Here is a 12600-nt window from a genome sequence, read left to right as displayed (position 1 = left end):
CCGTCCCACGTGCACCTGGGCGCACGGTCCAGCGCCGCCCGGGCGGGCGGCCTCGGCCTACCGGCTCAGTGGCCGCACCCGCAGGCGCCGCCGCAGCACCCGCCGCCGGACGGTGCGCCGGTGGCCGAGCCGGTCAGCGCGACGGTCGTGAGCAGCTTGACGGTGTCCGTGTGCCCCTCCGGGCAGCGGGCCGGATCGCTCGATTCGCTCATCGGCCGGTTCACCTCGAAGGTGCCCGTGCATTCGCGGCAGCGGTAGGCGTAGGTCGGCATGCCGTCATTATCGGGCAGCGCGTGCGCGGGCAGCCACCTTCCTGCCAAGCTGACCCCGTGGACCTGCCAACCGTGTCCGGCCGGCGGCACCTCGCCGAGGTGGTGCCCTCCGTTCTCGCCACTCTCGGCGTCCCCGGGTACGCGAACACGCTCGCCCTGCCCGAGGCCGCCGGCGCGTGCGTGCTCCTCATCGACGGCCTCGGCGCGGAACTGCTGCGGACCCACGCCGAGTACGCGCCGGTGCTGGCCGGGCTGACGCGGGCCACGCTCACCGTCGGGTGCCCGTCGACCACGGTCGCCGGGCTGGCCGCGATCGGCACGGGCCTGGCGCCGGGGGAGCACGGCATGGCGGGCTACACGTTCGAGGTCCCGGGGTGCGGCGTGCTCAACGCCCTGCGCTGGCGGCGTCATCCCGGCGGCGGTGAGCTGGACCTGGTGCCGGAGGAGGTGCAGCCGCTGCCCACGACGTTCGAGCGCGCGGTCGCGGCCGGTGTCGGGGCGGTGGTGGTCGCCGAGGCGAAGTTCGCGAAGTCGCCGCTCACCCGTGCGGTCCAGCGCGGCGGGGACTACCGCGGCGTGTACGCGATCGGCGACCTCGCCGCGGAGACCCTGCGTGCCCTGCGCGAACCAGCGGGGTTCTGCTACGCCTACCACGGACAGCTCGACGAGCTGGGTCACCGCTACGGGCCGGGTTCGCCGGCGTGGCTGATGCAGCTGCGGCAGGTCGACCGCCTGGTGGAGTCGCTGGTGGACGGTCTGCCGCCCGGCCGTCTGCTGGCGGTGGTGGCCGACCACGGGATGGTTGCCCTGGACGACGTCATCGACCTCGACCGGGCGCCCGCGCTGTCCGCGGGCGTGCGCGAGCTGGGCGGGGACCCGCGGATCCGGCACGTCTACGCCGCGCCCGGCGCGGCGGAGGACGTGCTGGCCGCCTGGCGGGAGACGCTGGGCAGCCGGGCGTGGGTGGTCTCCCGCGCCGAGGCGATCGCCGCCGGGTGGTTCGGGCCACGGGTGACCGACCGGGTGCGCCCCCGGTTCGGCAACGTCATCGCGGCCGCCCGGGACCAGTTCGGGATGGTGCGCCGCACCGCCGAGCCGCTGGAGTCCGCGCTGATCGGGCAGCACGGTTCGCTGACCCCGGCCGAACAACTGGTTCCGCTGGCGATCGCGCGCTCCTGAGGCGGCTCAGGCCGGCTGCGGCTTGAGGCCGTCCAGCATCACGCTCAGCAGGCGGCCGGCCAGCTCCTCGTCCTCGTCGGCGGCCACGCACACCCCGTGCCCGAGCAGCAGCAGGTCGCGTGGCTGCACGTCCGCCCGCACGGCACCGGCCTCCTGCGCGTGCCGCAGCACCTCCTCGGCGGCGTCGTTCATCAGTGAGCGGCAGTAGGCGAACGTTTCCGAATCCCGGTCCATCGCGGCCTTGAGGGTGTGGGCGACCCCGCGCTTCTGCAGCACGAACGCCAGCCGGTCGCGCATCCACAGCTCCAGCGCCTTGCCCGGTTCGTGCTCGGCGAGCAGTTGGTGCGCGCCTGCGCAGAGGCGTTCGATGTCGTCGCGGTAGACGGCTTCGATCAGCGCCTCGCGGTTGGGGAAGTGCCGGTAGAGGGTGCCGGCGCCGACACCGGCCCGGCGGGCGATGTCGTCGAGGGGTGCGTCCGGGCCGTGCTCGCGGAACGCCTCGCGCGCGGTGGCCAGGAGCCGCTCGTAGTTGCGCCGCGCATCGGCGCGCATCGGCCGCGGTGCCATCATGCGCCTCACCTCAAAACCGGACACATTCTCCGGATACTCTTGCGCAACCGGAGACCTTCTCCATATGCTAACCCCAGTGAAGCGGAGAGTCTGTCCGCTTATTTCCCGTCCGTCCACTGGAGTCTTCTCTTGTCCGAGACAACGCTGCCCGCGTCCCGCACGGCAGGCGCTGCGACCGCCGCGCGGCCACGCACCGGCGTGGCGCTGGCAATCCTGCTCACCTGCCAAGTCATGTTCGTCCTCGACATCACGGTCATGAACGTCGCGCTGCCCCGGATCCAGGCCGACCTGGGGTTCACCCCGGCGTCCCTGAGCTGGGTCATGTCGAGCTACACCCTGGTCTTCGGCGGCCTGCTGCTGCTCGGCGGGCGCGCCGGCGACCTGTTCGGCCGCAAGCGGCTGTTCATCGGCGGTGTGCTGCTGTTCACCGTCGCCTCGTTCGCCGGCGGGCTGGCCGGGTCGGCCGCCCTGCTGATCGCCGCCCGGATCGTGCAGGGCCTCGGCGCCGCCGCCGCGGGGCCGAGCACGCTCGCCCTGCTCACCACCACGATCACCGAACCCCGGGCCCGGCTGCGCGCGCTGGCCCTGTTCGCCGGCATGTCCAGCGCCGGGTTCGCGGTCGGCCTCATCCTCGGCGGGCTGCTCACCGAATGGCTGTCGTGGCGTGCCGTGCTGTTCATCAACGTGCCGTTCGGGCTGGTGGTGGCCGTGCTGGCCACCCGGTTCGTGGCGGAACCGCCGCGGCACCCGGCCCGGCTCGACCTGCCCGGGGCCGTGACGGGGACGCTCGGGGTCGCGGCGCTGGTCTACGGATTCATCCGGGCCGCCGAAGTGGGCTGGACGAACGGGCTCACGGTGGCCGCGCTCGCCGCCGGTGCGGTGCTGATCGGGGCGTTCCTCGCCGTCGAGGCGCGGACCGCGCAGCCGTTGCTGCCGCTGCGCCTGTTCCGCGACCGCAACCGCGCTGCCGCCTACGCCAACTTCTTCTTCGGGCCGATGATCGGCATGTCGATGTTCTTCTTCCTCACGCAGTACCTGCAGGACGTGCGGGGGATGAGCGCGCTGGGCACGGGGTTCGCGTTCCTGCCGATGGCGGTGCTGGTCTTCGTGCTGAGCCGGATCATCCCGCGGTTGCTGCCCCGGTTCGGGCCCCAGCCGATCGCGATCGCGGGCACCCTGTCGATGATCGCCGGGCTGGCGTGGGCGACGCAGCTGGAGGCCGGCTCGACCTACGCCGGCGGCGTGCTCGGCCCCATGATCCTCATGGGACTCGGCATGGGGCTCGCGTTCGCCCCGCTCAGCGTGATCATCATGAGCAACGTGCCGGGGCCCGACGCGGGGGCCGCCGGCGGCGTGATGCAGACGCTGCAGCAGACCGGCTCCACGCTCGGCCTGGCCATCCTGGTCACGATCTTCGGCACGGCCGGCCGCGCCGCGACCGGCGGACCGCACGAGGTGATGGTCAGCGGGATGACGGCCGCGTTCACCGGATCGATCGTCATCGCGTGCCTCACCTTCGTGGTGGCACTCACCTTCCGGCGCGAGCCCGAGCGCACCGCGTAGGCGATACCGTGGCCGGGTGCCGCGCCGCCACCGACCACACCGTGGCCGCCCCGACGCCGACCGCGCCGGGGCGGCTTCCGGGTGGGCGCGTGCGGAGTCCGGCCCGGACGGCGACTGGCTGGTGCGCAGCGTGCCGGGCAGCCAGGCGACCAAGGTGTACCGCTGCCCTGGCTGCGACCACGAGATCCAGCCCGGCGTGCCGCACGTGGTCGCCTGGCCGGCCGACGAACTCGGGTCCGTCGCCGACCGCCGCCACTGGCACCGCGCTTGCTGGCAGGCCCGCACCCGCCGCGGTCCCACCCGGAAGCGGTTCTGATACTCAGCGCGGTTTGCGGAAGTGCTGGGAAGTGGTGCCGTCGGAAAAGCTCTCGGCGCAGACGGTGAAGCCGAGCCGTTCCGCGACCCGCAGTGACGGTTCGTTGGTGGTGTGCACGCTGATCTGCACCGGGAGCCCAGGCAGGTCCCGCTCGGCCCACTCGACGACGGCCGAGGCCAGTTCCGTCGCGTAGCCGCGCCCCCAGGCGGTGGGCCGCAGGCGGTAGTAGAGGTTCAGCAGCGGCAGGCCGTCGAACTGCGTGTGCTGCAGCCCGCCGACCCCGATCAGCTCGGCCGAGCCGAGCGGCAGCACCGCGAGGTAGCCGAAGCCGTGCGCGTTCCAGTGCTCCAGCCAGGCCGTGAACTTGACGTCGGCCTCTCCGCGGGTGGGCGCGGCCGGGTCGTGGCAGTGGGTGCGCGGGTCGGTCTGGATCGCGACCACGTCGTCCCGGTCGTCCGGGCGCAGCGGCCGCAGCAGCAGCCGCTCCGTGCGGATGTCCCGCCACTGGACGCTCACGAGGCGACGGTACCCGCGTTCGTCCAGCACAATCGCGGTCATGGCTGATCTTCCCCTGGTTCTCCTGCACGCGTTCCCGGTGGACGCCCGCATGTGGCGGCCGCTGCGTGACGGCCTCACCACGCGCCACCGCCTGATCACGCCCGACCAGCGCGGCCTCGGCCGGACACCGCTGCCGGAGACCGGCCGCGCGCCGAGCCTCGACGACGCCGCGCGGGACGTGCTCGCGCTGCTGGACAAGCTCGGCCTCGAGCAGGTCGTGCTCGGCGGCTGCTCGATGGGCGGCTACGTCACGATGGCGGTGTTGCGCGCCGCGCCCGAGCGGGTCGCCGGGCTGGTCCTCATCGACACCAAGGCCTCGGCCGACACCCCGGAGGCGGCCGAGGCCCGCCGTGGGATCGCCGGGCGTGCGGAGTCCGACGGGGTGTCCGGCTGGCTCGCCGAGTCGATGGTGCCGAACCTGCTCAGCGCCGAGACCCGCCAGACACGGCCGGAAGTGGTGGAGTCGGTGCGGGACCTGATCGAGAGCCAGCCGGGGGCGGGCGTGGCGTGGGCCGCCCGTGCGATGGCCGACCGTCCCGATTCGACGGACCTGCTCGCCGCGACCGGAGTTCCCGCGCTGGTCGTCGTGGGTGAGCAGGACACCCTCACGCCGCCCGGCGCCGCGCAGGAGATGGCCGAGTCGCTGCCCCGCGGCGAGCTGGTGGTGGTGCCGCAGGCCGGGCACCTCACGCCGGTCGAGGCACCGGCGATGGTCACCGAGGCGATCCTCGGGTGGTGGCCCTTCGGCTAGCCGGGCGGGACCGCGTCGCCGGGGCTAGCGGGGGCCACGGGCGGCCTGGAACCGCCGGAGCCCGGCGTGCGCGTCCGGGAGCCGGCCGGGGAACCGGCGCGCGACCACGAACCGCCAGCACACTGCGAACAGCTCGCGCAGGCGCACCCATGGGGCCAGCTCATCCGGATCGGGGCCGTGCGGGTAGGCGTCCGCCGCGGCCCGGCCGTCCGGCTGCGGCGCTGCCACGAGGCACGCCAGATCCCAGGCCACCGGACCGCGCCAGGTGTCCTCGAAGTCGATCCACCGCGGCCCGCTCGCGGTCGCCAGCAGGTTGCCGGGGTGCGCGTCGCCGTGCAGGGGCCGGCCGGACGTGGCCGGCAGGGCCGCCTCGGCCGCCGCCAGCTCGTCCGCGAGCTCCGCGGGCAGGGCGAGCCGCTCGACCCAGCTCCGGGCTTCGACCAGCGGCCCGGGCGCGTCCAGCTCGTCCGGGAACTCCCGCAGCGCCGCGTGCAGCTCGGCGAGCGACCAGGCCACTTCGGCGGGGGAGAAGACGTGATCCGGATCGTGACGTGTGAAACGCCACAGTGTGACGGGGAGGTCCCGCGCGAGGTGTGGCCCCGGGCTCTCGAAGGGCGGTACGACCGGAGCGTCCCGTCTCTGGAGGAACGACGAAAGTGCCACTTCGCGGACCAGCGACCGCTGCACCTCCGGCCGTGCGACCAGCGTCGTCGCCGGTACCCTGGCCACGATCGCACCCAGTCTCACCAGCACGTTCGACCGCGTGGCCAGCACTTCCGGGAACTCGGTCGGCAGGTGGAACCGGTTCCCGACCTCGACCGCCGCGGCCACCGCCGCGGTGACGAACGGGTCTCCCATGGCGTGATCTTCCCAGCCGGTGCGCAACAGTGTCGGAGCCGAGGGATACCATCCGGACTGGTCGCCCCGCCGCGGCCGCTGACACACCAAAGCAGAACTTGGAGGCAGGAGTGACAGCCGTAGCCCCGCAGCCGATTGTCACGCGTCCCTACCCGGCGCGACAGGAGGCCAAGGGTTCGTTGCTGCTGCGGTTGTTCCGCACGACGGACCACAAGCAGATCGGCATCATGTACCTGGTCACGTCGTTCGCCTTCTTCATGGTGGGCGGCGCGATGGCGATGCTGATCCGCACCGAGCTGGCGCGCCCGGGACAGCAGTTCCTGTCGCAGGAGCAGTACAACCAGCTGTTCACCATGCACGGCACGATCATGCTGCTGCTGTACGCGACCCCGATCCTGTTCGGCTTCGCGAACTTCGTCATGCCGCTGCAGATCGGCTCGCCGGACGTGGCGTTCCCGCGGTTGAACGCCTTCTCGTACTGGCTGTACCTGTTCGGCGGCCTGATCACCGTCTCCGGCTTCCTCACGCCCGGCGGTGCGGCGGACTTCGGCTGGTTCGCCTACACCCCGCTGTCGGACGCCATCCACTCGCCGGGCATCGGCGCCGACATGTGGATCGCCGGCCTCGCGGTCTCCGGTCTGGGCACCATCCTGGGTGCGGTCAACATGGTGACGACGATCGTGTGCCTGCGCGCGCCCGGCATGACCATGTTCCGGATGCCGATCTTCACCTGGAACATCCTGGTCACCAGCATCCTGGTGCTGCTCGCGTTCCCGATCCTCACCGCCGCGCTGATGGGCCTGATGGCTGACCGGCACATCGGGGCGCACGTGTTCGACCCCGCCAACGGCGGCGTGATCCTCTGGCAGCACCTGTTCTGGTTCTTCGGGCACCCCGAGGTGTACATCGTCGCGCTGCCGTTCTTCGGCATCGTCTCCGAGATCATCCCGGTGTTCTCCCGCAAGCCGATCTTCGGGTACAAGGGCCTGGTCTTCGCGACGCTGGGCATCGCGGCGCTGTCGGTCGCGGTGTGGGCGCACCACATGTACGCCACCGGCGCGGTGCTGCTGCCCTTCTTCTCCTTCATGACCTTCCTGATCGCGGTCCCGACCGGGGTGAAGTTCTTCAACTGGATCGGCACCATGTGGAAGGGGCAGCTGAGCTTCGAGACGCCGATGATCTTCTCGGTCGGCTTCCTCGTGACCTTCCTCTTCGGTGGTCTGACCGGCATCCTGCTGGCCGCGCCCGCGATCGACTTCCACGTGTCGGACAGCTACTTCGTGGTGGCGCACTTCCACTACGTGCTCTACGGCACGATCGTGTTCGCGACCTTCGCCGGCATCTACTTCTGGTTCCCGAAGATCACCGGCCGGATGCTCGACGAGAAGCTCGGCAAGCTGCACTTCTGGACCACGTTCCTCGGCTTCCACGGCACCTTCCTGGTCCAGCACTGGCTGGGCGCCGAGGGCATGCCGCGCCGCTACGCCGACTACCTGGCCAGCGACGGCTTCACCACGCTGAACACCATCTCGACCATCGGGGCCTACATCCTCGGCGCGTCGACCCTGCCGTTCATCTACAACGTGTTCAAGAGCTACCGGTACGGCGAGCTCGTCACGGTGGACGACCCGTGGGGCTATGGCAACTCGCTGGAGTGGGCCACCTCGTGCCCGCCGCCGCGGCACAACTTCACCGAGCTGCCCCGGATCCGCTCCGAGCGGCCGGCGTTCGAGATGCACTACCCGCACATGGTCGAGCGGATGCACCACGAGGGTGAGATCGGCTTCTTCGGCAAGCCGAAGGTCCACGCCGGGGTCAAGGCCCCGTCGCAGGCCCTCACCGACGCGGTCATCCCGGGTGACCACGACAAGGACAACGCGAGCGAGCAGTGACCAACGGCGTCCGGGCAGGTAGCAGATCATGACGCCGGTCCTGATCACGACCACCGGGCCGGACAAGCCCGGCGTCACGTCCGTCCTCTTCGCCGCCCTCACGCGGCACGGCGTCGAAATGCTCGACGTCGAACAGGTCGTCATCCGCGGCCGGCTCACCCTCGGTGTGCTGGTCGCGGTGGCCGAGGACCCGGAGGGCCTCCAGGAGTCCGTCGAGCAGGCGATGGCCAGCGTCGCCATGCACGTCGACGTCCGGATCGGGGACGAGATCGGGGAGGACCCGTTCGCCCCCGCCCGGCAGGGCTCGACGCACGTAGCTGTGATCCTCGGGCGGCCGCTGACCGCCCGGGCGTTCACCGACTTCGCCGGCCGGCTGGCCTCGCTCGGTGCCAACATCGACGCGATCCGGCGCATCGCCGACTACCCGGTCACCGGGCTCGAGGTGCACCTCTCGGTCGCCGACGACACCGAGCAGGCGGACACCGAGCTGCGGGCCGCGGTCGCGGACGTCGCGTCCAGCGGCGGGGTGGACATCGCGATCGAGCGCGGCGGGCTCGCCCGGCGGGCCAAGCGGCTCATCGTGTTCGACGTCGACTCGACCCTGATCCAGGGCGAGGTCATCGAGATGCTGGCCGCGCACGCCGGGGTCGAGCCGAGGGTCCGCGAGATCACCGAGGCCGCCATGCGCGGCGAGCTGAACTTCACCGAGTCGCTCGAACGCCGGGTCGGCCTGCTGGCCGGGTTGCCCGAGTCGGTGCTCGACGAGGTGGGCGAGGCCATCCAGCTCACCCCGGGTGCACGCACCACGGTCCGCACGCTCAAGCGGCTCGGGTTCCGCTGTGGCGTCGTCTCCGGCGGGTTCAGCCGGATCATCCGGCCGATCGCCGACGAGCTCGGTCTCGACTTCGTCGCGGCCAACGAGCTGGAGGTCGTGGGCGGGAAGCTCACCGGGCGGGTGGTCGGCGAGATCATCGATCGCGCCGGCAAGGCGACGGCGCTGCGCCGGTTCGCCGACCACTACGGCATCCCCCTGGTGCAGTGCGTCGCCGTTGGTGACGGCGCCAACGACATCGACATGCTCAAGGCGGCCGGGATGGGTGTCGCGTTCAACGCGAAGCCCGCCCTGCGTGAGGTCGCGGACACCGCGCTGTCCCACCCCTACCTCGACGCCGTGCTGTTCGTCCTCGGGGTCAGCCGTGCGGAGGTCGAAGCGGCCGACGCGGCTGACGGTCTCTCCCTCGCCCGGCCATGAGCGTTCTCGATCCGCTCGCCGCCCGCTACGCGTCGTGGCTCGGGCTGCCCGCCGAGGAGACGGCGCTGCCGGAGGCCGCGCCCGGCGAGGTCCGGGCGATGCCGGTGATCCTGCGGCTGGAGAAGGCCGAACCGCCCGCGCGCACCCCGTTGCTGGAGGCCGCTGCCACCGCGGCCCTGGGGGTCTGCCTGGATCAGCGTGCCCAGCCCGGCGGGGAGTGGCACGAGCCGGTGCACGACTGGGTGTCCGGGCACATCCGCAAGGTCGCCCGCCGGGCGCGCGGCGCGCATTGGGCCGCGGCGCAGGACTTCCCGGGGATCACCGTGACGGCCGGTGGGGCGGAGGTCCGGGCCCTCGTGCCGGGACGGGTCGTCGACGTGCCCAAGGAGATCAGCCGCTTGCAGATCTCGGGCAGCGACCTGCCACCGGACGAGCCGGGTCCCGCGCCGGACGACCTGCCGTTGTTGCTGCTCAACCCGGAGGTCGCGATGACCGTCGGCAAGGCGGCTGCCCAGGTCGGGCACGGCACCATGATCCTCGCGTCGCTGCTCGGCGCCGCCGAGCTCGCCTCGTGGGCGGAGCGCGGCTACGCCTGCGCGGTGCGCACCGCCACCATCGACCAGTGGAAGCAACTGCACCCGGGCGGCGACCCCGCCGGTGCCTGGCGTGAGCGGCGCGTGGTCGCCGTGCGGGACGCCGGGTTCACCGAGGTCGAGCCCGGGACTGTCACGGTCCTCGCCCAGTGGCGCTGACCCCGATCGAGGAGTGCTGGTGAACCTGGACGTCCGCCGCGAAGGCGAGCACGAGTTCGTGGGACGCAATGAGCGTGGCGCGACGGTGCGGATCGGCCGCAAAGGTGCGGCGGGGGCGTTCTCCCCGGCCGAGCTGTTGCAGATCGCCGCGGCCGGGTGCGCAGCGGTGACGGCCGAGGAGCTGATCACCCGGCGGACCGACGCGCCGTTGCGGGTGGCGGTGAGCGCCGACCGCCGGGAGGGTGCCTCCGAGCTGGATGCGGTGCACGTGCTCTTCGACGTCGACCTGTCCGCCCTCGGCGCCGAGGAGCGCGAGAAGCTGGTGACGTCGGTCGACCGGGCGATCGAGCGGTTGTGCACGGTGTCCCGGACCCTCAAGAAGGGCATTCCGGTGACCGAGGAGTTCGCCGGCTAGACCCGCGCGCGCTTCACCGCAGGCGTGCCTGCGGCCGGCCCGAAGCGGGGCACGGAGCCGGCTCGGGCGGCGGTCAGCCGGCGGCCGCGTCGAGGCGCTGGAGCGCCGCTCTGGCCACCTCCGGGTCGTAGGTGGGCCACAGGGGCGGGAGCGAGGAGCGCAGGAAGCCGCCGTAGCGGGCCGTCGCCAGGCGGGAGTCCAGCACCGCCACCACACCCCGGTCGCCCACCGACCGGTGCAGCCGCCCGGTGCCCTGCGCCAGCAGCAGCGCCGCGTGGGTGGCCGCCACCTGCAGGAAACCGTTGCCGCCGCGGGCTTCGACCGCGCGCTGGCGCGCGGAGGACACCGGGTCGTCCGGGCGCGGGAACGGGATGCGGTCCACGATCACCAGTTGCAGCGACGGCCCGGGCACGTCCACGCCCTGCCACAGCGACAGCGTGCCGAACAGGCAGGTCCGCGGGTCCTCGGCGAACTTCGTCACCAGCAGCGACGTCGCGTCCTCACCCTGGCACAGGATCGGGAACCCGATCCGGTCCCGCAGCTCCTCGGTCGCCTGCTTCGCCGCCCGCATCGACGAGAACAGTCCCAGGGTGCGGCCGCCGGCGGCCTCGATCAGCGCGGCGATCTCGTCCAGCGTCTTCTCGCCCAGGCCGTCCCGCCCCGGCGGCGGCAGGTGCTTGGCCACGTACAGGATCCCGTTGCGCCGGTGGTCGAACGGCGACCCGACGTCCAATCCGGACCACTTCAGCTCGTCGTCGTCCGCCGGCGGCGCCTTCTCCGACGCCGTGCCCTCGGCCTTGACCACCCGCGCCTGCGACGGCGGCAGCCCCCACTGCCGCGCCAGCGTGTCGAACGCACCGCCCAGCGCCAGTGTCGCCGACGTCAGCACCGTGGTCTTCTGCGCGAACACCCGCTCCCGCAGCAGCCCGGCCACCGACAGCGGCGCCACGTGCAGCGTCGGTGGCCGGTTGCCGAACGAGAACTTGTCGTTGGACAACCACACCACGTCCCGCTGGTGCGCCGCGTCCTCGCCGAACGCGTCGAGCAGCCGCACCGCGGTGTCGTGCACCTCCTCCAGCTGCGACCGCGCGAGCTTGCGGGCGGTGGCCTCCTCGACGTCCTCCTTGCGGTCCGACCCGAGCGCGGACAGGCAGGCGTGCGCCCCGTCCCGCACCGCGGCGACCGCTCCGCCCAGCGCCTTCGGCAGGGTGTCCATCCGCCCGGCCGGCAGATCCTCCAGGATCAGCGCCAGGCCCTCGCTCGCCTCCTGCAGCCGGTCGGCCGTGCCCGCGTCGATCAGCTTCCCGCAGCGCCGCACCGCGACCGCGACCGCCGACGACGTCAGCTCACCGGTGGCCACGGACGTCACCCGGTCGACCAGCTCGTGCGCCTCGTCGATGATCACCAGGTCGTGCTCCGGCAGCACCTGGTAGCCCTGCAACGCGTCGATCGCCAGCAGGGCGTGGTTCGTGACCACCACGTCGGCCCTGCCCGCCTCACCGCGCGCCCGCTCGGCGAAGCAGTCCTGCCCGATCGGGCAGCGCGCCACCCCCAGGCACTCCTTCGCGGTGACCGACACCTGCCGCCACGCCTGCTCGGACACCCCCGGCACCAGCTCGTCCCGGTCGCCGGTCTCGGTGTCGGACGCCCACTCCCGCAGCCGCGTGACCTCCTTGCCCAGCCGCGACACGGCGAACGGGTCGAAGAGCGCCGGGTCCTCCGGCTCCTCCGGGGCGCCCGAATCCAGCCGGTGCAGGCACAGGTAGTTGCGGCGGCCCTTGAGGATGGCGAACGTCGGGGTGCGGCCCAGCGGTTTCTTCAACGCCTTCGCCAGCCGCGGCAGGTCGCGGTCCACGAGCTGGCGCTGGAGCGCGATCGTGGCCGTCGACACGACCACCGTGGTGTCCTTCTCGACCGCGTGCCGGATGGCCGGCACCAGGTAGGCCAGCGACTTCCCGGTGCCGGTGCCCGCCTGCACGGCCAGGTGCTCGCCGGTGCGGATGGCCCGCCCGACCGCTTCGGCCATGGTGACCTGGCCGGCGCGCTCCGCACCGCCGAGCGCCTCGACAGCGGTCGAGAGGAGCTCGTTGACACCGGGGAACGCAGTTCGGACGGCCACCAGGACACGGTACCGGGGACCACTGTCAGAACCGGGTCGCCGTCCCGCTGCCGGTCACGGGGAGATCCACCCGTCCGGGTGGCATCCGGCCGGGTGGGTCAGG

At 72.5% G+C, this 12600-nt stretch carries 13 protein-coding genes; 8 read left to right on the top strand and 5 right to left on the bottom strand.

Translation table 11 applies throughout. The features are described from left to right. Positions 1-65: 65 nt before the first annotated feature. Positions 66-272, bottom strand: coding sequence for an FmdB family zinc ribbon protein (locus tag FHX46_RS22945; RefSeq protein WP_167118772.1), 207 nt, complete (start codon positions 270-272; stop codon positions 66-68). Between the two features lie 57 nt (positions 273-329). On the opposite strand from FHX46_RS22945, the gene FHX46_RS22940 reads away from it, so the two are divergent. Continuing rightward, entirely contained in the window at positions 330-1451 is a 1122-nt protein-coding gene (locus tag FHX46_RS22940) for an alkaline phosphatase family protein (RefSeq protein ID WP_167118769.1), read from the top strand. Between the two features lie 6 nt (positions 1452-1457). Here the strand turns inward: FHX46_RS22940 and FHX46_RS22935 are convergent, their stop codons facing one another. Then, positions 1458-2021 carry a TetR/AcrR family transcriptional regulator gene (locus FHX46_RS22935; RefSeq protein WP_167118766.1) on the bottom strand — a complete coding sequence of 188 codons (564 nt, stop codon included), beginning with the start codon at positions 2019-2021 and terminating at the stop codon, positions 1458-1460. A 129-nt stretch (positions 2022-2150) separates the two neighbouring features. On the opposite strand from FHX46_RS22935, the gene FHX46_RS22930 reads away from it, so the two are divergent. Both FHX46_RS22930 and FHX46_RS22925 read left to right on the top strand, forming a co-directional pair. After that, positions 2151-3584 carry an MFS transporter gene (locus FHX46_RS22930; RefSeq protein WP_243871328.1) on the top strand — a complete coding sequence of 478 codons (1434 nt, stop codon included), beginning with the start codon at positions 2151-2153 and terminating at the stop codon, positions 3582-3584. Positions 3585-3600: 16 nt separating this feature from the next. Then, positions 3601-3900: a hypothetical protein gene (locus FHX46_RS22925; protein WP_167118764.1), complete on the top strand. Its 300-nt coding sequence runs from the start codon at positions 3601-3603 to the stop codon at positions 3898-3900. 3 nt (positions 3901-3903) lie between these two features. Here the strand turns inward: FHX46_RS22925 and FHX46_RS22920 are convergent, their stop codons facing one another. Beyond that, the gene (locus FHX46_RS22920) at positions 3904-4458 is read right to left on the bottom strand and encodes a GNAT family N-acetyltransferase (protein ID WP_208400248.1); all 555 of its coding nucleotides are present in this window, start codon (positions 4456-4458) and stop codon (positions 3904-3906) included. Between FHX46_RS22920 and FHX46_RS22915 the strand changes: the two genes are divergently transcribed. Then, a complete protein-coding gene (locus FHX46_RS22915) occupies positions 4457-5209 on the top strand; it encodes an alpha/beta fold hydrolase (protein WP_167118761.1) in 753 nt (250 codons plus the stop codon). The two genes, FHX46_RS22920 and FHX46_RS22915, sit on opposite strands and share 2 nt — an antisense overlap. Positions 5210-5233: 24 nt before the next feature. On the opposite strand, the gene FHX46_RS22910 is transcribed toward FHX46_RS22915, so the two are convergent. Further along, positions 5234-6067: a phosphotransferase gene (locus FHX46_RS22910; protein WP_167118758.1), complete on the bottom strand. Its 834-nt coding sequence runs from the start codon at positions 6065-6067 to the stop codon at positions 5234-5236. Positions 6068-6177: 110 nt separating this feature from the next. On the opposite strand from FHX46_RS22910, the gene ctaD reads away from it, so the two are divergent. From ctaD to FHX46_RS22890, 4 genes are read left to right on the top strand one after another with little or no spacing between them, the layout of a single operon-like run. Next, positions 6178-7959, top strand: coding sequence for an aa3-type cytochrome oxidase subunit I (ctaD, locus tag FHX46_RS22905; RefSeq protein WP_167098982.1), 1782 nt, complete (start codon positions 6178-6180; stop codon positions 7957-7959). Positions 7960-7987: 28 nt separating this feature from the next. Then, the gene (gene serB / locus FHX46_RS22900) at positions 7988-9211 is read left to right on the top strand and encodes a phosphoserine phosphatase SerB (protein ID WP_167118755.1); all 1224 of its coding nucleotides are present in this window, start codon (positions 7988-7990) and stop codon (positions 9209-9211) included. After that, a complete protein-coding gene (locus tag FHX46_RS22895) occupies positions 9208-9963 on the top strand; it encodes a peptidyl-tRNA hydrolase (protein WP_167118752.1) in 756 nt (251 codons plus the stop codon). Before serB ends, FHX46_RS22895 begins: the two co-directional genes overlap by 4 nt. A gap of 19 nt (positions 9964-9982) precedes the next feature. Next, entirely contained in the window at positions 9983-10378 is a 396-nt protein-coding gene (locus FHX46_RS22890) for an OsmC family protein (RefSeq protein ID WP_167118749.1), read from the top strand. 73 nt (positions 10379-10451) lie between these two features. Here FHX46_RS22890 and FHX46_RS22885 read toward each other — a convergent pair whose 3' ends face one another. Beyond that, positions 10452-12497, bottom strand: a complete 2046-nt coding sequence (locus tag FHX46_RS22885; protein WP_313886226.1) for an ATP-dependent DNA helicase — start codon at positions 12495-12497, stop codon at positions 10452-10454. Positions 12498-12600 lie beyond the last annotated feature (103 nt).

It is taken from the genome of Amycolatopsis viridis, from assembly GCF_011758765.1.
GTDB classification, from domain to species: domain Bacteria; phylum Actinomycetota; class Actinomycetes; order Mycobacteriales; family Pseudonocardiaceae; genus Amycolatopsis_E; species Amycolatopsis_E viridis.
The sequence above is the reverse complement of the archived record's forward strand: the minus strand, read 5'-3'. Positions and strand labels throughout refer to the sequence as shown.